15 protein-coding genes are annotated in these 22,817 nt (G+C 70.2%); 6 read left to right on the forward strand and 9 right to left on the reverse strand.

Annotated elements, in window-relative coordinates; genetic code table 11:
• Positions 1–247 precede the first annotated feature (247 nt).
• From ACIQRW_RS24240 to ACIQRW_RS24260, 5 genes are all read left to right on the forward strand, one after another.
• Entirely contained in the window at positions 248–3,283 is a 3,036-nt protein-coding gene (locus tag ACIQRW_RS24240) for a DEAD/DEAH box helicase (protein WP_403763926.1), read from the forward strand.
• Positions 3,280–4,689, forward strand: a complete 1,410-nt coding sequence (locus ACIQRW_RS24245; RefSeq protein ID WP_403763928.1) for an SWF or SNF family helicase — start codon at positions 3,280–3,282, stop codon at positions 4,687–4,689. The genes ACIQRW_RS24240 and ACIQRW_RS24245 overlap by 4 nt, the downstream gene beginning before the upstream one ends.
• A gap of 455 nt (positions 4,690–5,144) precedes the next feature.
• Positions 5,145–5,729, forward strand: coding sequence for an N-acetylmuramoyl-L-alanine amidase (locus ACIQRW_RS24250; RefSeq protein ID WP_403763930.1), 585 nt, complete (start codon positions 5,145–5,147; stop codon positions 5,727–5,729).
• A gap of 108 nt (positions 5,730–5,837) precedes the next feature.
• The gene (locus tag ACIQRW_RS24255; protein ID WP_403763932.1) at positions 5,838–7,097 is read left to right on the forward strand and encodes a GAF domain-containing protein; all 1,260 of its coding nucleotides are present in this window, start codon (positions 5,838–5,840) and stop codon (positions 7,095–7,097) included.
• Between the two features lie 210 nt (positions 7,098–7,307).
• Positions 7,308–8,831 (forward strand): aldehyde dehydrogenase family protein, encoded by a 1,524-nt coding sequence (locus tag ACIQRW_RS24260; protein ID WP_403763934.1) that lies wholly within the window; start codon positions 7,308–7,310, stop codon positions 8,829–8,831.
• Between the two features lie 725 nt (positions 8,832–9,556).
• On the opposite strand, the gene ACIQRW_RS24265 is transcribed toward ACIQRW_RS24260, so the two are convergent.
• The 7 genes from ACIQRW_RS24265 to ACIQRW_RS24295 all read right to left on the reverse strand — a co-directional run bounded on the left by ACIQRW_RS24265 (position 9,557) and on the right by ACIQRW_RS24295 (position 19,190).
• Positions 9,557–11,170, reverse strand: coding sequence for a glycoside hydrolase family 13 protein (locus ACIQRW_RS24265; protein ID WP_403763936.1), 1,614 nt, complete (start codon positions 11,168–11,170; stop codon positions 9,557–9,559).
• A gap of 154 nt (positions 11,171–11,324) precedes the next feature.
• Complete coding sequence (locus tag ACIQRW_RS24270) at positions 11,325–13,886, reverse strand: carbohydrate-binding protein (protein ID WP_403763938.1); 2,562 nt, start codon at positions 13,884–13,886, stop codon at positions 11,325–11,327.
• Positions 13,887–14,273: 387 nt separating this feature from the next.
• Positions 14,274–15,158 carry a carbohydrate ABC transporter permease gene (locus ACIQRW_RS24275; protein ID WP_403763940.1) on the reverse strand — a complete coding sequence of 295 codons (885 nt, stop codon included), beginning with the start codon at positions 15,156–15,158 and terminating at the stop codon, positions 14,274–14,276.
• A gap of 11 nt (positions 15,159–15,169) precedes the next feature.
• Positions 15,170–16,123, reverse strand: a complete 954-nt coding sequence (locus ACIQRW_RS24280; protein ID WP_403763942.1) for a carbohydrate ABC transporter permease — start codon at positions 16,121–16,123, stop codon at positions 15,170–15,172.
• Position 16,124: 1 nt separating this feature from the next.
• Complete coding sequence (locus ACIQRW_RS24285) at positions 16,125–17,369, reverse strand: extracellular solute-binding protein (protein WP_403763944.1); 1,245 nt, start codon at positions 17,367–17,369, stop codon at positions 16,125–16,127.
• A gap of 234 nt (positions 17,370–17,603) precedes the next feature.
• Entirely contained in the window at positions 17,604–18,626 is a 1,023-nt protein-coding gene (locus tag ACIQRW_RS24290; protein ID WP_403763946.1) for a LacI family DNA-binding transcriptional regulator, read from the reverse strand.
• Between the two features lie 39 nt (positions 18,627–18,665).
• Positions 18,666–19,190, reverse strand: coding sequence for a hypothetical protein (locus tag ACIQRW_RS24295; RefSeq protein ID WP_403764085.1), 525 nt, complete (start codon positions 19,188–19,190; stop codon positions 18,666–18,668).
• Here ACIQRW_RS24295 and ACIQRW_RS24300 point away from each other — a divergent pair.
• Entirely contained in the window at positions 19,168–19,683 is a 516-nt protein-coding gene (locus tag ACIQRW_RS24300) for a hypothetical protein (RefSeq protein ID WP_403763948.1), read from the forward strand. The two genes, ACIQRW_RS24295 and ACIQRW_RS24300, sit on opposite strands and share 23 nt — an antisense overlap.
• A gap of 327 nt (positions 19,684–20,010) precedes the next feature.
• On the opposite strand, the gene ACIQRW_RS24305 is transcribed toward ACIQRW_RS24300, so the two are convergent.
• Entirely contained in the window at positions 20,011–21,156 is a 1,146-nt protein-coding gene (locus tag ACIQRW_RS24305) for a ricin-type beta-trefoil lectin domain protein (protein WP_403764087.1), read from the reverse strand.
• 182 nt (positions 21,157–21,338) lie between these two features.
• Complete coding sequence (locus tag ACIQRW_RS24310; protein ID WP_403764089.1) at positions 21,339–22,751, reverse strand: glycoside hydrolase family 76 protein; 1,413 nt, start codon at positions 22,749–22,751, stop codon at positions 21,339–21,341.
• Positions 22,752–22,817: the final 66 nt, after the last annotated feature.

Raw genomic sequence — 22,817 nt, forward strand, 5'->3', positions numbered from 1 at the left:
GTCTCTGGAACATATGCGCTGACCTCATAGAACGTACGGACCGGGGGCGAGTGCGGGCCATGGCGCCACCACCCTGGTTCCCCTGGGGCAGACCCCCGGGCCCGATGGTGGGGCTGGCTGCACCATCGGGACCAGGAAAGGGGAAGAAGTGACGCACACCACATAGCTCTACGGCCTGTCGCCGCTCGGAATGGAGTACCCTCGGCGATTCCGCCCACTAGTCAAATTTGAGGAATCTGACATCGCTGTGCACAGGCACCCTGCGGCAACGCCCTCCGAGATCGCCGAACTGGCTCGCTGCCCCGCGGTCTTCGTCCCCGCGGATCCAGCCCGTACCGGCAGGATCGCGTTCTGGAATCCGGACGGTAGCACCCCTTCCGGCACTCCCGGGCCTTCGTCGGAGCTGACCGTCGTCGAAACCGACCTGCGACCCCGTACGGTGACCGCGCGGTACCTCCCCGTGCGGGACGCTCTGCCAATCCTGACCCGGGCACGCGCCGTCGCGGGTGCCTCACCCGCCACCGCCTTCTGGGGCGCCGCCGCGCTTCTCGCTCTCCAGTTCGTCGCCCGCGGCCTCCTGTTGCCAGGGCTGAGCCGTACCGACCACGACGCCTGGCGGATCGGGCCGTTGAACGCCGACGACCTCGAACGCATCCGGGAACTGGCGGCATCGATGCCGCCGACCGCCCACGCGACCCCCGTTCTGGTCGGGGGCGACGGGCAGTCGGGCGGAGCTGGGGAGCGGGAAGCGGCGCGGAACACGACGAGCGGCGCCGTCGGCGAAACGTTGCTGCCCGAACCGGAGCGCCTGCTGCGCGCGTTCCTTGATGCCGTGGCCGACGCGATGCCCCGTACGCCGGGCGCGGGGTTCGCCGCCGCAGGCCCCGCGTTCACCTCCCAGCAGCCGCAGCACCTGCCCGAGGGGCGGGCCTGGGCGGCCGATGTGGCGGCCGGTCACGACGCGGGCGTGCGGCTCTCGTTGCGTATCGAGGTCGCGGGTGTGACCTCACAGCGGAGCGGTGCGGAGGCGGGCCCCGAGGCCACCCCGGAAGCAACGGGGCCGGGGCCGGGGACCGGTCCGGACCTGGCCACGCCGTCGTTCCGTGCCGTGCTGCAGATCCACAGTGTCAGCGATCCCACCCTCGTCGCCGACGCGGCCGAGGTGTGGGCGGGCGACTCGCGGACCGCCGCCGCGTTCGGGCCCCGGGCCCGGATCGACGCCCTCCTCACCCTGCGCCGGGCCGCCCGCGCCTGGCCGCCGCTGGCGCCGTTGCTCTCCGCCGCGGTGCCGGACTCGGTGGAACCGGCCGACGAGGAGATCGCCGAGCTGCTGGGGTCCGCCTCGCGTGCCCTGGCCGCCGCCGGAGTGCAGGTGCACTGGCCCAAGGAACTGGCCAGGAAGCTCACCGCGCGCGCCGTGATCGGCCCGGACGACCGGGACTCCACGGACCGGGACTCCACGGACCGGGAAGGGGTCGGACAGGAGGCCGGGACGCGGGGACGCATCGCCGCGGACGTGCCCTCGTTCCTCTCCGCCGACGCACTGCTGTCGTTCGACTGGCGGTTCGCCCTCGGCGACCAGAAGCTGACCCGCGAGGAGCTGGACCGGCTGGCCGAGTCCACCAGGCCCATCGTGCGGCTGCGTGACCAGTGGGTGCTCATCGACCCCGAGGAGGCCCGCCGGGCCCGGGACACCCAGGACCGCAAGGTCACCCCGATCGACGCTCTCGGCGCGGTGCTGACCGGTTCGACGGAGGTGGACGGTCGTCGCGTCGAGGTGGCGGCGACCGGCTGGCTCCAGCGGTTGCGGGACCGGCTGGCCGACCCGGAGTCCGCCGCCCAGCAGTCGATCGGACAGCCCGAGACGCTCACCGCGACCCTGCGCGACTACCAGCTGCGCGGCCTGAACTGGCTGAACACGATGACCTCGCTCGGCCTCGGCGGCTGCCTGGCCGACGACATGGGCCTCGGCAAGACGATCACGCTCATCGCCCTGCATCTGCACCGGCAGAGCGACCGCGACGCGGCCGGTCCGACGCTGGTGGTGTGCCCGACCTCGTTGATGGGCAACTGGCAGCGGGAGATCGAGAGGTTCGCGCCGGGCACCCCCGTACGCCGTTTCCACGGCGCGTCGCGTTCCCTGGAAGGCCTGGTGGACGGCGAGTTCGTCCTGACGACGTACGGCACGATGCGCCTCGACGCGCCCCGGCTCGCCGTCGCGTCCTGGGGCATGGTCGTCATCGACGAGGCGCAGCACGTCAAGAACCCGCACTCGGCGACGGCCAAGCAGTTGCGGACCATCGGGGCCCGGGCCCGGGTCGCGCTCACCGGTACCCCCGTCGAGAACAACCTCTCCGAGCTGTGGGCGATCCTGGACTGGACGACGCCCGGTCTGCTCGGCCGGCTCGGCGCCTTCCGTACGCGGTACGCGGCAGCGGTCGAGAGCGGCAGCGACCTGGGTGCGGCCGAGCGGCTCGCGGCGCTGGTGCGGCCGTTCCTGCTGCGCCGCCGGAAGTCCGATCCGGGGATCGCTCCGGAGCTGCCGCCGAAGACCGAGACCGACCGGGCCGTGTCGCTGACGCCGGAACAGACCGGCCTGTACGAGGCGGTGGTCCGCGAGACCCTGGCGGAGATCTCCGCCGCCGACGGCTTCGAGCGACGGGGTCTCGTGATGAAGCTGCTGACGGCGCTGAAGCAGATCTGCAACCATCCGGCGCAGTACCTCAAGGAGGAACAGCCGCGGATCGCGGACCGATCGGGGAAGGTCGAGCTGCTGGACGAACTCCTGGACACGATCCTGGCCGAGCAGGGTTCGGTGCTGGTCTTCACGCAGTACGTACAGATGGCCCGGCTGCTGGAGGAACACCTGGCCGCGCGCGGGGTGGACACGCAGTTCCTGCACGGCGGTACGCCCGTGGCCCGGCGCGAGGAGATGGTGAACCGCTTCCAGGCGGGCGAGGCCCCGGTGTTCCTGCTGTCCCTCAAGGCGGCGGGCACCGGACTCAACCTCACCCAGGCCGGTCATGTCGTGCACTTCGACCGCTGGTGGAACCCGGCGGTCGAGGCGCAGGCGACGGACCGGGCGTACCGCATCGGCCAGACGCAGCCGGTGCAGGTGCACCGGCTGATCGCCGAGGGCACGATCGAGGACCGGATCGCCGAGATGCTCGCCCGCAAGCAAGGGCTCGCGGACGCGGTGCTCGGCTCGGGCGAGGCGGCACTGACCGAACTGACCGATGCGGAACTGGCCGACCTGGTCGAGCTGCGAGGGGGCGCACGATGAGCGATGACTACGAGGACGAGGACGACTACGCGTACGGGGCGGAGTACGGGACGGGCGACGCGGACGCCTCCGACGTGGGCGGAGACGGGGCGTCGCGGGGTGGCCGGCGCGGGGCGGAGCGTGTGTTCGCGGCGTTTCCCCCTGCGCAGGGCCGGGGTTTCGCGACGTCCTGGTGGGGGCTGGCGTGGCTCAAGGCCCTGGAGGACACCGCGCTGGACGGACAACAGCTCAAGCAGGGCCGGCGACTGGCCCGGGAGGGCAGGGTCGGGGCGGTCTCCGTACGGCCGGGTCGGATCACAGCCGTGGTCCGGGACCGCGACGGCACGGCCTACCGCAGCGACGTCCTGCTCCAGCAGCTCGGCGCGGGCGCCTGGGACCGGTTCCTGGACATGGCCGTGGACCGGGCCGGGCACATCGCGGCGCTGCTGGACCGGGAGATGCCGCCGCATCTGGTGGAGGACGCGGCGGGCGCCGGTGTCGAGCTGCTGCCCGGCATCGGGGACCTGGAGCCTGAGTGCACCTGTGGGACCTGGGACCACTGCCCGCACTCGGGTGCCCTCTGCTACCAGGTGGCGCGCCTGCTGGACGAGGACCCGTTCGTCCTGCTGCTGATGCGGGGGCGCGAGGAGCGGCGGCTGCTGGACGAACTCCAGGTGCGCAGCGCCGCCCGGGCGGTCCGGGCGGGCGGCGACGGGGCGCGGGAGGCGGCCGACGACGCGGAGCGGGAGGTTCACGGTGTCCCGGCCGACGAGGCGTTCGCGGCGGCCGGGATCCTGCCGCCGCTCCCCACTCCCCCACCGGCCCCCGATGAACCGGGGCTCGGGCCTGCGCTGGACACGGAGACCGCCCCGGCGCCCGGGGTCGACCCGGCGGCGCTGAAGGTACTGGCGGCCGACAGCGCGGTGCGGGCGCACCGGATGCTGCTGGACGCGCTGGCTCCGGGGCACGAGGGACAGCCGCTCCCGGTCGAGCTGACTCCGCGGCAGGACGCGGTACGGCTGGCCGCGGACACCCGGCCCGAGCCGCGCATCGGGGCCCGGCTGGCCGCGGGATCCGGCCGCCCGGCCGCGGACCTGGACGCGGCGGTCCGCGCCTGGCGGTACGGCGGGGTCGCGGCACTCACGGTGCTGGACGAGGAGTGGACGCCGGACCCGGAGGACCTGGCGCGGGGCCGCGCCCGGCTCGGCGAGGCGTGGGAGGCGGGCGAGCGGCCGGCCCTGCGGGCAGGCGGCCGGGCCCGCTGGACCGTCGCGGGCGCCGACCTCCAGCTCCGGTTGGACCGGAACGGGCGGTGGTGGCCCTACCGCAAGGAGCGCGGTCGTTGGGTGCCTGCCGGACCGGCGGACGACGACCCGGCGGGCGCGCTGGCGGGGGCCGACGGTGGGGCGGCGGACACGGCTGTCTGAACCGTCCGGCCGGGGGGCGGGGGGCCTGGGACTGGGGAGCCTCTGGCCGGGGACCGCGCGCCGGAAGCGGGGGGGCCGGAGTGCCGGAGGCGGAGGCCGGACGCTGGGCGAATCCGCCGCTCGCGGGAAAAGGTGTCTCCGGCGCGGGAGCCGCAGGCGCGGCGGCCGCACGCGAAGGAGGCGCACGCGTAGGAGGCGCACGCGCGCGGGTCCAAGCGTGTCCGGACAGCGGCTGCGGGGAACCGGCTGTACGGCGGGTTCGTCATCTGCATCGGCGGGGGCGATTCACGAGCCGGGAGACTGCCCCGGCTCAGCTCCGTACGTTCCGGTCCCCGTCCTTGCCCTGCGCCCGTCTCTGCCCTTGCCCTTGCCTTGTCCCTGCCCCTGTCCCTGCCGCCCTGTCCCGCCCCGTTCCGCCCATGCCTCGGCCCCTGGCCCCGGCCTCAGGAGTGCCGTTGCACCGCAGAAGGATCATTCAGTGCGCCGCCGCGACGATGGCGGCGGCCGTCCTGCCCGCCTCCGCGAGGGCCGTGGCGGCACCGGAGGGCCCCACCGACTACGCGACGGCACTCTGGGCTCCGGCAGCCGCCGCCAACTACACCGTCCCCTCCCGCCCTTCGGAGCGCTGGATCGACCGCGTCGTCATCCATGTCGCCCAACAGCTGTTCACGCCGACCGCGGGCATCTTCCGCAACCCCTCCAAGCAGGTGTCGGCCCACTACGTGGTGCGCTCCGGCGACGGCCATGTCGCCCAGTGCGTACGCGAGAAGGACATCGCCTGGCACGCGGGCAACTGGAGCTGGAACACCCGGAGCATCGGCATCGAGCACGAAGGGTGGGTGGACCGCCCGGAGTTCTTCACGGAGGTCATGTATCTCCGGTCCGCCAGGCTCACCGCGGACATCTGCGATCGCCACGGCATCCCCAAGGACCGGGAGCACATCGTCGGCCATCACGAGGTGCCGGGCAGCGACCACACCGACCCGGGCGTCCACTGGGACTGGGAACGCTATCTCCGGCTCGTCGTCGACACCGCCTGAGCGACCTCCCCCGGCCCCCGTGGTGATGACTCTCCGCACCGAGCTTGTCGCGGAGTCCGGCGGCGACGACGATGGGAGGGCACGAAGGCCCTTGGACGGGAGGGTGAGTTGACGGATCCCTGGGTGGCCCTGGCGGCGGACGCCGATCCCGGCGAACGGAGCGGCGCACTGCGCCGCGCCCATGACGTGTTCACCTCGGCGGGACGCCTGGAGCGGCCGGTCCGTGCGGTGGTCGGCGCGTCCTGGCGACGCTCGGCGCGGGCCCGGGTCTGCCCGGACGACGCCCCCGCGGTGGAGCTCGGCCCGGACGAGCTGGGCCCCTACCGGGCGGCGCATCCCCTGGCCCGTGCGATGCCCGTGATCCGTGAGCTGATGGGTGCGTACGCGACGGACGGGGAACACCTGCTGGCCGTCTGCGACGCCCACGGACGGCTCCTGTGGGTCGAGGGGCATACGGCGGCGCGGCGGCGGGCCGGCCTGATGAACTTCGTGGAGGGCGCCCGCTGGGCCGAGTCCGTGGCGGGGACGAACGCGCCGGGAACGGCCATCGCCGTGGACCGTCCGGTCCAGGTCTTCGCGGCCGAGCACTTCCTGCGACCGGTACAGCAGTGGACCTGCGCGGCGGCGCCGTTGCACGATCCCCGTACGGGCCGGGTGCTGGGAGCCGTCGACATCACGGGCGGCGACCGGCTCGCCCACCCGCACAGTCTGGCGTTCGTCCAGGCGGTGGCCCGGGCCGCCGAGTCGCAGCTCGCGCTGCTGACGCCGCCGTCCGACTCCGATGTCGATTCGCTGCGGCTGACCGCGCTGGGCAGGGACGAGGCGTTGCTGGTGACGCGCGGACGCCGGCTGCGGCTCAGCCGGCGGCACAGCGAGATCCTGGTCGCCCTGACCCGACGGCCGGAGGGCCTGAGCGGGGACGAGCTGCTGGTGGAGCTGTACGAGGACGAGTCGGTCACCCCGGTGACCTTGAGGGCCGAACTTTCACGGCTCCGGCGGCTGTTGGGGCCCGACCTGCTGGACTCGCGCCCCTATCGGCTGGCCGTCCCGGTGGACGCCGATTTCGACACGGTGACGCGCCGGCTGGGTTCGGGCGCGGTGGCGGCGGCGCTGGGCGCGTACACGGGCCCGCTGTTGCCGGGTTCCCGGGCCCCCGCGGTCGTACGGCTCCGGCGGCTGATCTCGGAGCAGCTGCGGGCTGCGTTGATCTCCCGGGCTGATCCGGGGCTGCTGGCCGACTGGGCCTACAGCCCGTGGGGCGAGGAGGACCTGCCGGTGTGGCGCGCGCTGGCCGGGGCGGTTCCGGTGGTCCAGCGGGCGGCGTTGCTGGCCAGGGTACGGGGGCTGGACGCTGAGCAGCGCGGCTAGGTGGTGTCCGCGAAGTCTCGTCCGGCCCGCGACGCCTGGCACGCACATCTGCGGCGTTGTCCTGTCGACGCCCGGCCGACAGGAGGGTGACGACAGACCGTGGAGGGCGCCCGGCGACGTCGTTGCAACGCCCTTGCAACGTCCCCGTCCCTAGCCTCGCGGCGAGGGCCGTCCGACGACGGGCGGCGCCGGATCCGGGAGGCCACTGAGATGACCCGTTACGCAGCGCCGGGCACCGAGGGCGCGATCGTCACCTACGCGTCCCGCTACGACCACTGGATCGGCGGCGCGTACGTCCCGCCGGCCCGGGGCCAGTACTTCGAGAACCCGAGCCCCGTCAACGGCCGCCCGTTCACCGAGATCGCACGCGGCACGTCCGAGGACGTCGAACTGGCCCTGGACGCCGCCCATGCGGCGGCTCCGGGCTGGGGGGCCACATCCGCCGGGGACCGGGCCTCGGTGCTGAACAGGATCGCCGACCGGATGGAGGCTCACCTGGAGGAGCTGGCGGTCGCCGAGAGCTGGGAGAACGGGAAGCCCGTACGGGAGACGCTGGCCGCCGACATCCCGCTGGCCATCGACCACTTCCGCTATTTCGCGGGGGCTCTGCGCGCCCAGGAGGGTTCGCTCAGCGAGATCGACGACGACACTGTCGCGTACCACTTCCATGAGCCGCTGGGTGTGGTCGCCCAGATCATCCCGTGGAACTTCCCCATCCTGATGGCCACCTGGAAGCTCGCGCCGGCGCTCGCCGCGGGCAATGCGGTGGTCCTCAAACCGGCCGAGCAGACGCCCGCCTCGATCCACTACTGGCTGAGCCTGGTGGCGGATCTGCTTCCGCCCGGCGTCGTCAATATCGTCAACGGTTTCGGAGTGGAAGCCGGGAAGCCGCTCGCCTCGAGCCCGCGCGTCGCGAAGATCGCCTTCACCGGTGAGACCACGACGGGGCGGCTGATCATGCAGTACGCCTCCGAGAACATCAAGCCGGTGACCTTGGAGCTGGGTGGCAAGTCGCCGAACATCTTCTTCGACGACGTCTCACGCGCCGACGACGACTTTCTCGACAAGGCCCTCGAAGGTTTCACCATGTTCGCCCTCAACCAGGGCGAGGTGTGCACGTGCCCGTCGCGTGCTCTCATTCAGCGCGGCCACTACGGCGCGTTCCTGGAGGCCGGCATCGCCCGTACGGAACAGATCGTGTCGGGTCACCCGCTGGACACCGACACGATGATCGGCGCCCAGGCCTCCAACGACCAGCTGCAGAAGATCCTTTCGTACCTGGACATCGGCCAGCAGGAGGGAGCGAAGATCCTGACGGGTGGCCGGCGCATCGAGCACGACGGTGAGCTGGCGGGCGGCTACTACGTCCAGCCGACGGTCCTTGAGGGCGACAACCGGATGCGGGTCTTCCAGGAGGAGATCTTCGGCCCGGTCGTGGCCGTGACGTCCTTCACGGACTTCGACGACGCCATCAGCACGGCGAACGACACCCTGTACGGACTGGGAGCCGGAGTCTGGACCCGCGACGTCAACACGGCCTACCGGGCGGGGCGCGGGATCAAGGCGGGCAGGGTCTGGACGAACTGCTACCACGCCTACCCGGCGCACGCGGCATTCGGAGGCTACAAGCAGTCGGGTATCGGCAGGGAGAACCACAAGATGATGCTGGAGCACTACCAGCAGACGAAGAACCTTCTGGTGTCGTACTCGCCGAAGAGGCTGGGCTTCTTCTAGGCACAGCAGAAGGGCGCCTGACCAGGGGCTTTCCCTGGCAGGCGCCCTTCGTGGGTCACATGGGAGCCGTGGGTCGAACGACGAGGCCACTCCCGATATCCCCCACCGCTGTCCCACCTCTGACCAGCTGTTCCGGAGCATTTCCGGGCCAAGGTCCGACTCGGGCGCCCTGCGCACCGCTTTCCGGCCCGCCCCACCACCGCATCGACTCTCCTACGACGAGCCGCAGGCCGACTCCCTGCACGGCCCGGCTCACCCAAGCTCTGGGCCGCCCTGTCAAGCGCCTGCACGGCGTGCGGGGGATGCGGCATGCCTACCGGCTGTGCGCGGTCGAATCCGGCCAGCCGCAGGAGGCTGGCGTCCCGGCCCTCAGGAGGAACGACGAGGAAGGGGTTCGGTGGAGGAAGGGGTTCGGTGGCTGAGCACCAGAAGCATCACCTGGTTCCGGTCCTCATCGTCGGCCACGTGCAGGGAGACGCGCCGCCCGCCGGTACTGGGTTCCGCGTCGCGGGCGCCCCCGATCCAAACCCAGCAAGTCCCCGCCAACCTGAAGGAGCAGGTCAGAGGTCTGGTGTAACTGGTCCTCGGCATACTCCTGCTGGTTGTGGGCGGCAGTCTGCGGCGTAGATCGTGCGGTCGGCTGTGCAGCCGATGCCGATCACAGGGGCGGGATCCGCCCCCGTGGCCGCTGCCCTACGGCTAGCACGTCGTCGGCCCTGGACGGTTCAAGCGGTGCGGAGCCAGACTCCGGTGTCGGGCGGCAGTAGCCCGTCGGACAGCGACTGGGAGGTGACGAGCACCGTGCTGTTCGGCGGCAGGGGTGTGGCGGCCTCCGAAAGGTTGATCATGCAGGTGAAGTCGCCTCCGCGGGTGAACGCGAGGACCTCCTCGGGGGCGGGGAGCCAGGTGAGGGGCCCGTCGCCCAGAGCGGGTTCTTCTACCCGCAGGGCCAGGGCCGTTCGGTAGAGGTGGAGCATGGATGTGGGGTCGGACTCCTGGGCGGCGGCGTGGAGCTGTGCCCAGGCGGTGGGCTGGGGCAGCCAGGGGCGATCGGCGCCGGCGGGGCTGAACCCGTAGGACTCCGTGCTCCCGTCCCAGGGCAGGGGCACGCGGCAACCGTCCCGGCCGGGGTCCTTGCCCTGCGTACGGTGGTAGATGGGGTCGTCACGGCGGTCGGCGGGGATGTTCTCGACCTCGGGCAGGCCGAGCTCCTCGCCCTGGTAGATGTAGACGGCGCCGGGCAGCGCCATGGTGAGCAGGGCGGCCGCGCGGGCACGGCGCCGGCCGAGGTCCTCGTCGACGACCGGGTTGTACTGGCGGATGCCCGCGGCCGTGCTGGTGTCGGGCCGCCCGTAGCGGGTGACGTGGCGCGTGACGTCGTGGTTCGACAGGACCCACGTGCTCGGCGCCTCGACCTCGGCGTGTGCGGCGAGTGTCTGGTCGATGCAGGCACGCAGCGTGGAGGCGTCCCAACTGCACCCGAGGAAGTCGAAGTTGAAAGCGGCGTGCAGCTCGTCGGCGCGCAGGTACTGGGCGAAGCGGGCGGGGTCGGCGAGCCACACCTCCCCGATCAGTGCGCGCCGGCCGGGGTAGGAGTCGGCGACCGCGCGCCACCCCCGGTAGATGTCGTGGTTCTCGTCGAGGTCGACATAGGGGTGGGGGTCGGGGAAGACGCTGTGGTCGTAATCGGGCAGGGCGGGGTCCTTACTGCACATGGCGGCCGAGTCCACCCGGATGCCATCGACTCCCCGGTCGAACCAGAACCGCAGCACGTCCTCGAACTCATCGCGTACCAGGGGGTTGCGCCAGTTCAGATCAGGCTGTTCGGGGGCGAACAGGTGTAGGTACCACTGGCCGTCGGGAACGCGGGTCCAGGCCGGCCCGCCGAAGATGGACTGCCACTCGTTGGGGGGCAGTTCGCCGTTTTCGCCACGGCCGTCGCGGAACCAGAACAGGTCGCGCTCCGGGGAGCCGGGAGCGGCGTCGAGAGCGGCCAGGAACCAGGCGTGCTCGTTGGAGACGTGGTTGGGGACGACGTCGACGATGATGCGGATGTTGTGCTGATGGGCTTCGTCGATGAGCTTTTCGGCTTCGGCGAGTGTTCCGAAGCGGGGGTCGATCTGCCTGAAGTCGGTGACGTCGTAGCCGGCGTCGGCCATCGGGGTCAGGTACCACGGGGAGAACCAGATGGCTTCGATGCCCAGCCGGTGCAGATAGTCCAGCCGGGAGCGCACTCCGGCCAGGTCACCGATACCGTCACCGTTGCCGTCGGCGAAGCTGCGCGGGTAGACCTGGTAGATGGCTGCGTGTCGCCACCAGTCGGTGGTGCGCGGGGTCATGGGAGCTGCCTCCTGTGCGAAGCGAGTGGATGGGTGGTGCCGCGGGCCCGGGAGCGGGGGGGGCTGTGGTCCGGGCCCGCGAATCATGGGTGGGGCCGGTCGGCCGCGGGTACGGGCGCCGGAAGGGCGTCCCGGGACTCGCGGCCGGGCTCGGTCACCAGCCGGAGTTGCCGTTCCCCCGCTGGACGGTGAAGCCGCCCGCGACGTCGAGGGCGGTGTCGGCGGTTCCGGTGATCTTGGTGTTGGAGAAGGCGCCCTTGCCGGCGGCGAACACCTCGATGCCGTGGGCGCCGGTCTTGTTGATGGTGAGGCCGTCCACGCGCAGGTCGGTGACCTGCTTCTCCCAGGAGACGAGCAGTCCGCTGTAGGTGGAGTCCTCGATGAGGTTGTCCTTCAGGACGATGGGCTGGGTGATCTCGTGGCGGTCGGCGTAGACCCACAGGGCGCCGAGCTGGGCGTTCCAGTTCGGCTCCAGGCTGCCGGTGCGGCGCAGGACGTTGCCTGAGACGGTGGTGGTTCCGGTGAACGGCTCGCCGAACCGGGTGGAGACGGAGATTCCGGCGGCGGAGGTGACGGTGTCGGAGATGAGGTTGTTCTCGACGCTGTTGCCGCTTCCGCCGTAGACCGCGGCGCCGTTGGCGAGCGTGGGAAGCTGGATGGTGTTGTTGCGGAAGGCGCTGTTGCGGACCGCGCCGGGGTCGGACCACATGGCCATGGCGTCGTCGCCGGTGCCACGGATGCTGCTGTTGGAGACGACGGTGTTCTGCACGTTGCCGCGCAGGTTGACGCCGTCGGCGTAGGTGTTGCGGATGCGCAGGTCGCTGGCCTTGAGGCCGTTGGTCGAGGCGGTGACCCACAGGCCGACCTTGGTGTGCTGGATCCAGACGTTGCGGATGACGGAGTCGGTGCCGAAGTCGCCCTCTATGGCGGCGTGCCCGGCGGCGTCGTCACGCACGGTGTTCTGGCCGTCGATCATCAGGTCCTCGACCGTGCTGGTGCCTCCCTTGGCGAGCAGGCCGCCCTTGAGGCCGGTGCCGCGCAGGATGGTGTGCCACACGCCCGCGCCGCGCAGCTTCACCCCTACGAGGTTGACGTGGTCGGAGATGGTGTACGTTCCGGCGGGCAGGAACAGGCCCTTGCCTTGGTTCTTGGCCTGCGTCAGCGCGTTGTTGAGGGCTGAGGTGACGTCCTGGCCGCCCGGTGCGACGCCGAGGTCCCTGGCGGACACGTACCCGCTGGGCAGGGTCCCGGCCGCCGAGGCCTGTTCCGCTTCCAGGAGGTCGACGGTGTAGAAGGCGGCGGTGTCCGCGGCGTCCTTCTGGAGGCGCAGGACGGTGCCTGCGGGCAGTGTCTGGCCGAGGTGGAGCCGGGTGTCGTCGAAGAAGCGGTGGGCCTTGCCCTGGCCAGGGATGTTGGTGTAGGGGTATTCGCCGTAGACCCAGGCGTAGCGCGAGGTCAGACGGAGGTCGGTCAGCTCCTTGCCGCCGGCGTAGAGGCTCAGGGAGGCGTCGATGCCCCGGCCGTCGCTGCTGTCGGGCAGGGAGTAGCGCAGGTTGATCGCGTTGGCGGGCTCGGTCAGCGTGATCTCGACGAAGTCGCCGGTCCTGGCCAGCTTCACAGCTTTGCGGCCCGATGCCTCCGACGCCTCCGTGAGGTAGGTGCGGTCGGGGCCGATCGTCGAGGCGTTGGTCCTGCCGCCTTCGGCCTCGTAGGCCGTGAAGGGCAGTGTGGCGCCGACGCCGCTGGGGTCCGGGTCACCGGGGTCGGGGTCGCCGGGGCCTGCGGGGGTGGTCGCCTTGAAGTGGTCGACGTTGACGTTGCCGCTGTCGCTGCTGGTGAAGGCCAGGGCGAGGTTGTTGGTTCCCGCGGCGAAAGCGACCGGGACGTCGACGGTGGACCAGGCGGCCCAGCCGTTGGTCGCCGGCAGCGTGACCTGTGTGGCGGCGCCGCCCACGGACAGGGTGAGCGTCTTGGACGAGCCGGTACCGTTGGCGTAGCGGACGGCGACGCTGCCGCCGCCGGCCTGGGCCGACTGCACCCTGGTGGTGATCGAGGCGTTGCCCTTGTTGTGGTCGGTCAGTCCCCCGACGTAGCCGGTCCCGGTGTAGCCGACGTGTTCCCGTTCCGCGACCGCACCGCCCGACAGGGCGGCGGACTCCGCCTCCAGGATGGAGGGGTCGGCGGTGCCAGGGACGTCGGGGGTGTTGACCGTGAGACTGTCGACGTTGATATTGCCGCTGTCGCTGCTGGTGAAGGCCAGGGCGAGGTTGTTGGTTCCCTTGGCGAGGGTGACCGGGACGTCGACGGTGGACCAGGCGGCCCAGCCGCTGGTGGCCGGCAGGCTCACCTGACTGACCTTGGCCCCGGCCAGGAGCAGGGTGAGGGTCTTGGTCGAGCCGGTGCCGTTGGCGTAGCGGACGGCGACGCTGCCGCCGCCGGCCTGGGCCGACTGCACGCTGGTGGTGATCGAGGCGTTGCCCTTGTTGCGGTCGGTCAGTCCTCCTACGTAGCCGCTGCCGGTGTACCCGGAGTGCTCCTGCTCGGCGACGGCGCCGCCGGACAGGGTGGTGGACTCGGCCTGCAGCGTGGTGGTGGCGGCGTAGGCGGGGGTCGGCTCGGCCAGGCTGTAGGAGACCGCGCCGGTCAGAGCCAGCAGCATGGCGGCGGTTATGGCGGCGGTGGGCTTGCGGAACCTTGCGGTGCGGTGGGTCGACACAGCGGTGTGTCCTTCCGTAAAGGGGCGGCTCTGCCCTTTGGGGTGTCGGCGAGGGGCCGACGATCGTGTGCCGTCACGCGGGGAAGTGCGACGGCGTGGAGTCGCAACGCCCAGCAACGCCCGGGTCAGGATGCGGGATTGCGGGTGTGGACCTGACGCGGTGAGCGGGCTGGTGGGGGTTCGCCCGGTCGGGTCGCGCGGGAGACGGCCGGAAGCGGCAGTCGGGCGAGGGGGTGTGCGCTGCGGCGGTCGCCGCCGTCGAACGGTGCCGCCGACGCGGGGCCAAGAGGCGGCGCGGGGGGCGTGGCGCGTCCGGTCAGGCGTGTACCGAGCACTCGCCCCTCCCGTGAGGGGCCCTGGTGGGGCGGGTTGGAGGACGCGGGTGGGTCAGCCCTTGAGGCTGCCTGCCGTGAGGCCCGCGATGATGTGCCGCTGGAAGATCAGGAAGATCACCAGCAAGGGAATCGAGGCCATGACCATGCCGGCCAGTAGCTGGTTGGCAGGCATGAATTCGGCCAGTCGGTTGAGCGCGACGGTGATGGGCTGGCGTGCCGGGTCCGGGAGGACCAGCAGCGGCCAGAGGAAATCCTTCCACACTCCGACGACGGCGAAGATCGAGACGACCGCGAGGACTGGGCGGGACAGCGGCAGGACGACGGACATCAGGACGCGCAGAGGTCCTGCGCCATCCATGCGCGCGGAGTCGAGGAGCTCGGCGGGGATCTGGTCGAAGAAGCGTTTCAGGATGAAGATGTTGAACGCGTTCGCACAGGCAGGCAGCCAGATCGCCCAGGGCGTGTTGATCAGGTTGACGCCGAACAGCGGCACGTCGGTGACGGTGAGGTAGGTCGGCACCAGGAGGGCGGAGACCGGCAGCATCAGAGTGGCCAGCATCATGCCGAGCACGATGTTGCCCAGGGCCGGTCGCAGCTTGGACAGGGCGTAGGCGGCGGCCACGTCGACGAGCAGTTGGGTCAGCCAGGCGCCGGCGGCCAGGATCAAGGTGTTGAGGAAGTAGTCGCCCAGGCCGACGTTGACCCATGCCTGGGAGTACGACTCCGGGTGCCAGCTCTGCGGGAGGAAGGTGGGCTGGGGGTCGGCCAGCTCGGAGGAGGATTTCACTGCCCCGCTCGCCATCCAGTACAGGGGGAAGATGAACGCGAGGGTGAAGCCGATGACGGTCGAGCCCAGCACGAACCGGTAGAGGAAGCGGCCGGTCCGCCGGTTCATCTCGGCGGGGGCGATGAGGGTGCGTTCGAGGGATTCGGGCATGATCGTTCCTTTCAGCCCTTGCTGCGGGTCAGCCGGAGATAGGCCGCCGCGAAGAGTCCGAGGACGATGAAGAGCACCGTGCTCATGGCGCTGGCCATGCCGAAGTCGTTGTAGACGAACGCGTAACGGTAGAGCAGCAGGAGGACGGTCACGGTGGCGTCGTCGGGGCCGCCGCCGGTAAGCACGTACGGCTCGATGAAGACCTGCATGGTGCCGATGACCTGGAGCAGCAGGGTGATCATGAGGATGAACCGCATCTGCGGCATCGTCACGTGCCACAGCCGCTGGCGGATCGAGGCGCCGTCGAGCTCGGCCGCCTCGTACACCTCGCCGGGGATCGAACCGAGAGCGGCGAGGTAGATGAGGGTCGTGGTTCCCATGTTGGCCCAGGTCGAGACCAGCACCAGGGAGATCATGGACATGTTCTCCGACTCGAGCCACTGCTGGGCCGGCAGGTGGAGGGTCTCGAGAAGGTTGTTGAACAGGCCCGGGCCCGGATCGTAGAACCAGCGCCACAGCAGCATCGTGACGATCGGCGGCAGCATGACCGGAAGGTAGACGGTCATGCGGAGGTAGGAACGCGCGTGGCGGAACTCGTTGAGGACGACCGCGGTGAGGAAGGGGGCGGCGAACCCGAAGACGAGGGCGAGGAGGGTGAAGTAGCCGGTGTTCTGCCACGCCGTCACGAAGAGCGGGTCGTCGAAGAGCCGGCGGTAGTTTTCCCAGCCCACCCAGGTGGCGGGTTGGGCGAACGTCACTTCCTGGAAGCCGAGCAGCCAGCCGCGGACGATCGGGTACCAGGAGAAGAGGGCGAAGCAGAGCACGCCCGCGCCGAGGAAGCTGTAGGCGACGAGGTTTTCACGGAAGCGGCGCCGACGCCTGCTCCCATTGTTCACGTTGTTCACGCCGGTCTTCCGCGGCTTCGGGGAGGTCTTCGCTTCCCGGACGAGGGTCGGGGCCGCCATGTCACCGGACCGTCGCGAGGATGGCGTCGACTCTCTTGGCCGCGTCGGCCAGGACCCGGTCGAGGTCGGCGTCTTCCTTGGTCAGGACGGCCTGCATGACTCCGTCGAGGACGGTGTAGATCTGCTGCGCGTTCGGCGGCTCGACCTTCTGGTCGATCAGGGCGTTCCGCTCGACGAACGGCTTGTAGTTGTCCTGCGGCACGTTGGCGTACTTCGCATGCGCGCGGGCCTGCTTGGCTTCGGCCGCGCCGTTGAAGAGCCGGTCCAGCGGGAGGCCGATGGGCACGTCGTTGCCGGAGGCCCGCTTGTCCTCGAACTCGGTGCGGTCCGGGTTGAGGTACTTCCACTGGACCCACTCGATACCGGCCTTGATCTTCTCCGGTGTCGCCTTCGGGTTGAACATGAAGCCGTTGCCGCCGCCGAGGGTGGCCTCACCGGGCATGGCGGCCACGCCGTACTCGCTGTACTCGCGCTCGAACTGTTTGACGATCGTGGGGATGTTGTCCGGGCCGGCCATATACATGCCGAGCTTGCCGGAGCCCATCATCTTCTGCACGTCGTCGATCTGCAGCAGTTGCCGTGTGCCCATCGACTTGTCGGTCCAGCGCATGTCGTGCAGCATCCGGAGTGCGTTGCGGCCGGCCTCGCTGTCGAAGGCGGCCTTCCACTTCCCGTCCTTCTGCAGGGCGATGTCTCCGCCCATCGAGTAGACCCACGATGTGAAGTGCCAGCCGCCCTGGTTGTTCTTGCTGTAGTCGGCGTAGCCGACTGCGCCGTCGCCCAGCGCCGTGATCTTCTTGGCCGCCTCGCGGACCCCCTCCCACGTGGTGGGCGGCTTGTCGGGGTCGAGACCGGCCTTCTTGAACAGGGCGCGGTTGTAGATCAGGCCGAGGGAGTACTGCCCGTTGGGCAGGCCGTACAGAGCTCCGTCGGGCCCGGTGAACACGTCGAGGAACTCCGTCTTGACGTCCTTGAAGTACGGCATGTCCTTGACGTGCTCGGTGATCTTCGCGCCCTGACGGCGCTGGATAAGACCTGCCGGGTCGGTGAAGTAGACGTAGTAGACGTCTTCCAACTGGCCGCCGGCCAGCTTCGCCGAGAAGGTCTTGGGATCCATCTGGCCCTCACGGGCATCGATCTTGATCTTGGGGTGTTCCTTCTCGAACGCCCTGACGTCCTGCTCGAAGTACTTACGGTCCACTGGCTGGGTTTTGGGCGGCATGCCGTTCACCGAGATGGTGACCACGCCGCCCTTACCCCCCGTGGACGGGGAACCGCCGCAAGCGGCCAGCCCCCCGCTGAGAGCGCAGGCTATGCCCACGCTGATGAATCTCCGACGACTTCGGGCTCCACCCATGACAGATCTGCCTTTCCTGATGCACTGCGCTTGCGGCCGCGTCAACCGAAGCGCCATTGGACATGCAGAAGGTAGGAGTCGGTCGCGTAAAATGTCAATGACTTGTTGCAAAAAAACTGGAAGCTAGCGGAGGAGCCCAGCCGTGCTGGGCCGCGTCGTCGACGTTCGGACGATCAGCTCGGTCTGGAAAAGCGTCAGACCGAGGGGCACTTGGCGGCCCTCGATCTGCTCTGCGAGAACGGTGACGGCCGCTTCGGCCATCGCCGCCACGGGCTGTCGGCACGTGGTGAGGGGCGGATCGACCGCGCTCATCAGCGCCGAGTCGTCGAAGCCCACGACCGACAACTCCTCGGGGACCCGCAGCCCTTGACGGCGGGCGCCGCGGACGACCCCCAAAGCCAGCGTGTCACTTCCGCAAATCACGCCCGTGACCCCCTGGGCGAGGAGGCCCTCCACGGCGTGGGCGCCCGCCTCCAGGGAGAACAGGGTGTGCACAACCCAGGGCAGCCACGTCTCCCGTGACACTCCCCTGGACTGCCAGAACCGAGCGAACCCCTTGAGCTTCCGGACGGACGGGACGTGCCCGCCAGGCCCCACCAGCAGCCCGATGCGCTCATGCCCCATACGTTCCAGGTGAACGAGCGCCTGCTCGACGGCGTGTGTGTCGTCGGCCGCCAACTGTGCCACCGCCAGGTTCTCGTCGGCACCATTGACCAGCACCATCGGAACCCCGCGCTCCTTCAGCGCCATGCCCTGCTCGACACCGGCATCGGCGTAGCTGGAACCGACGAACACGATCCCGCCGATGTTCTGCGCCAGCAGCATCTCGATGTAGTTCGCCTCGGACACCCCATCAGCCGTGCGAGTGCAAAGAACCGGAATGTATCCTCGCTTGTTCAGCCGCCCCGCCAGGGCTTCCGCGAAGGCCGGGAAGACCGGGTTCTGCAGGTCCGGGATCACGAGACCCACCAGCGGCGAGCGCTCGACGGCCGAGGCCGCCGGGCGCTGGATCCCCAACACGTCCAGCGCCCGGAAAACCCGCTCCCGGGTGGACCCGGCCACAGCGGGACTGCCGTTCAGTACGCGCCGAACCGTCACTTGGCTCACACCCGCGAACTCGGCCACTTGCACCAGCTTCGATGTCATACGAGCACGATACATCGGGCTCGCAAAAACAGATCAAGGCTAAGCAATTTTTTTGCAAGCAGCGCACGCGGGGGGCGCGCTCGTACTGGTATCTGTCCGTCCCCCTCCCTGTGCCGCCCGTCCCGAAGCGAGGCCGACTCCGTATCCGCTCTCGTAGCCGGTCGGGCTCTGGAGCTGTTCGGGCTCTGGAGCCACACACGTTGTGCGGCCGGAGGGTGAGACGAACGCGCGCTCCGCGGCGGCGACCGAGGCATCGACGTCGGCTGCACCGCCCGGCGTCACCCGGCTCGTGACCCCGCCGGCGGTCGGGCGGGTTGGCTCCAGGACCGACGGCTGATCGCTCGGTGCGAAGACCAACACGCTTTGCACAGCGGGCCCGACCAGCGCGACGAACGTCTCACGATCCGCTCCGGTGAGCGTCGGGGCGCCGACGACGCTGCGTCCTACCATGAGGCCGACGAGCATCGACGACACGATCCTCGCCCGAAGCGTCGCGCCGTCGACGGAACGCGACGCGATGCCGTCGAGGAGCAGGGGTTCGATGACGGTGATCGACGGCCGGATCTACGTCGACGGGCGCCGTTGCGACTACCCGCCCGATATGCGGGGCGCCACCGACCGTCGGGAGCAGTCCGGTGGTGTGGCCTGGATCGGGCTGATGAACCCGGACCGGACAATCCCGAGACCGCGGCGGACCGGTTCGGGCTGCACTCGCTGGCCGTCGAGGACGCGCACAAAGGGCATCAGCGCACGAAGCTCGAACAGTACGGCGACACGGTGTTCGTCGTGCTGCGCCCGGCCTGGTACGGCACCGACGACGAGGTGCAAAATGCAAAACCGGCTGCGCAACGTCCTCGACCACGCCATCCGAGTGATGGAACGGGTCGATGGGGCCCGGGCTCTGCTCGAGAACGCGCTGACCGTGCACTCCACACTCGTGTCGCTCGATCAGAACGAGGCCATGCGGCGCATGTCGAGCGCGAGTCTCGCCCAGGGCGAGGAGAGCCGCCGCCTGGCGGAGCAGACCATTGAGCAGGGTGAGCAGGTGAGCAGGTGAGCAGGTGAGCAGGTGAGCAGGTGAGCAGGTGAGCAGGTGAAGAATATCTCGTCGTGGGCGGCGATCCTCTTCAATCCGACACTCATCGCTTCCGTCTAAGCTTGAGACGCCGCAGGCGGCCAGCACTGCCCGGCCCCCCGGCCTTCGCCCAGGAAACAAGCAGCGGCCCGCGAAGCTGAGGTGACGCTTTGGGCGCGCTTCGCGTCAGTCCTCGCCTTCGTCGCCCTCGACCTCCTCGACGCCCTCGACGACGTCCGGGTCCCGGAAGGGGCGCAGGCCCGGCCGGGGCCGCTGGCCTTGGTGTTGAACATGTCGAACGCCACGGCCTCAGACGGGCAGCAGCGTCGTCCACTTCTGGTTGGGGCCGCCGTTGCAGTCCCACAGCACCAGTCGTGTGCCGTCCGCCGTGGAGGAGGCGGGGAGGTCGACGCACCGGCCGGACACGGGGTTCCGGTAGCCGCCGTCGTACGCCTGCCAGACCTGGTTCGCTCCGCCGTTGCAGTCCCAGACCGCCAGTTGGGTGCCGTTGGCCGTGCCTCGGCCGAGGGCGTCCAGGCACTTGCCCAGTACGCGCAGGGAACCGTCGGAGCGAGCTGTCCACCACTGTGCGCCCGAGGTGGTGCAGGACCACGACTGGACGGGCGTGCCGTTGGCGGTTCCGCCGGCGTCGACGTCCATGCACTTGCCGGCGATCCCGGACCGCACCTGACCGCCGGTGGCGACGGGTTCCCCGAGCCAGCCGGCTTCGTCCGCCGTCCTGATGCCGCTGTGGAAGGCGTCGGCCATCTTCCGGTAGCCCGTGTCGTTCGGGTGCAGGGAGTCGGCCAGGTCTGCGGCGTTCAGCGCACCCATGTCGACGTAGCGGACGTGTTTGCCCGCTGCCTGTTTGGCCTGGACGATGCCGGGGATCTGCCGGTTGTACTCGGCCCTGTTGGCCTCGACGGTGGAGCTGGTCGAGACGACGAGTGAGCCGACCAGCACGGTCGCGTCGGGGGCACCGGCCACGACCCGGTCGATCAGTGAGTCGAGCCGGGCTGCGGCGCCGGGGACCTGGTAGTTCTGGCCCAAGTCGTTGGTGCCGATCATCAGCGTCACGACGTTCGGCCGGTAGCGGGACAGCGAGGCGTCCGCGATGGAGGCGATCTGGTCGATCCGCCAGCCGGAGTGCCCCTCGTGGTCGGGGTCCTGCATGGAACCGGCGCGGGAGGTGCCGACGAAGTCCAGGGTGTATCCGTCAGTGGTGAGACGGTCCCACAGAGGGCTCCGATAGCCGTTACCCGTGCTGCTCCCCACTCCGTCCGTGATCGAGTCGCCCAGTGGCATGACTCTCAGGGACGAGACCGCAGCGGTGGCCCGTACGCCGGGAGCCGGCCGCCCGGTTCCGGCGTCGGCCGCCGCCGGGAGCACGAGGGCCCAGCTGAGGCCCACCGCGCCTGCCAGCGAGAGGCAGAGCGCCATGAGGAATCTCTTCATCATCAGTCCTCATCGTGTGAAGTCGAATCGATCGACCGGTTCCGCGTATGGCCCGGGTGGACCGGGTGGACCGGGTGGACCGCGCGACGCTCCTGCAGTGACCGGATCGACCGGGCGGCACCCCCTGGTACGACGGGCCGTACCGGGCACCCCCCGGTACGGCCGGTCGCGCCGGCAGGGGATCACCGTCGGTGTGTCTCGGTATCGGCGTTGAGCAGGTCCAGGACGCTGTGCTGGCAGCCGTAATCGGTCGCGCCCGCTCCGCCGTTCCAGTGCGGGCCGTACTGGTCGAGCGCGTTGCGGTTGCGGTCGTAGGCGCTGTTCGCCCAGCGCTTGATCGTCGCGGCGTAGGGGTGGTCCGGCAACTGGCGGTTGAGCTGCCCGAGCCCGCGAACGTAGGCGCCCTTGAACGAGGGCCCGTCCCCGGTGCAGTTGTCACCCTCGCCCGGTTCGCGCAGCACGCCGTCGCTCTGGAGCCTGACGGTGGAGGCGTCGGCCAGTGAGCGCGCGGTGGTCAGCAGGCCGGCGTCGCCGGTCGCCCGGTGCAGTTCGGTCAGCGCGGCCAGGACGACGCCCTGGTTGTACGTCCAGGTCGGCTGCCGGTTGTTGGCGCAGGAGTCGTCGAGACCGTCGTTGATCATCCGGTCCGCGTTGATCATGCCGCTGTCCCGGAGCCAGTTCCAGCCCCGCTGCGCCCTGCCCAGATACGTGGTGTCACCGGGGGTGCGGTTGTGCAGGGCCGCGTTGAGCTGGATGAAGAGCTCGTTGGTGATGGCGTTCTTATAGTTCCCGTTCGTGCTCCACCGGACTCCGCCGCCGCAGGTGCTGTTCCAGTTCGCGTTCATGTGGTCCGCGTCGACCCTCGCGGTGTCGAGGTACCGGCGGTCACCGGTGAGGTCGTACGCGTTGATCCACAGCAGCCCCCACCACCCGGTGTCGTCGAGGTACTCGTTCCGGAACTGACCGCCCTGCGCGTTGATGTTCCTGGCGTAGGTGTCAGCGAAGGCGTACGCGTAACTGCCCATGCCGCTGATCCTGATGTTGTCCGTGATCGCGGTGAGTGCGTTGGCGCTGGTCCACCAGCCGTTGCCGCCGAAGAGTTTGCTCCCGCGGTCGTACGACATCATCAGAGCGGTGGCGGCCGCGGTGCTCCTGCTGTTGGCGTTCCAGGTGGTCCGGGCCCAGGGTGTGCACGCGATGCCGCCGCCCGCGGGTTGTCCGCAGGCCCGCAGCGCTCCGACGCCCTGGGTGTTCCAGTCGTCGACGTTGTACATCTGGGTGCGCCAGCCGCGCCCGCCGGAAGGCACGGTGGTGGCGCCCAGGGCGCTGCCCGAGGACCATGTCCGGCCGCCGTCCATGGAACGGTCCAGCCATACCCGGTCCCCCGGGCCGCCGTTGTCAATGGATCCCCAGCCCATCCCGTCGGCGTCGTCGAAGTGCAGCGCGATGGTCCGGGAGGAGATCCCGGCGGTGACAGCCACACGGTCCTGGGGGCTCAGCGAGGGATCCCGGGCGTCGCAGTACCTGTTGCACACGTTCAGGGGCGCCGCCGACGCGGTGGTCGTCGTCCCGCCGACGACGAGGCCCGTGGACAGCGTCGCCAACGACACGAGGAGTGCGGCGGGCGCGGATCTCGCCGCTTTCAGGGCGAAGGCCCGTGG

It is taken from the genome of Streptomyces sp. NPDC091287 (genome assembly GCF_044768525.1).
Lineage (GTDB): Bacteria > Actinomycetota > Actinomycetes > Streptomycetales > Streptomycetaceae > Streptomyces.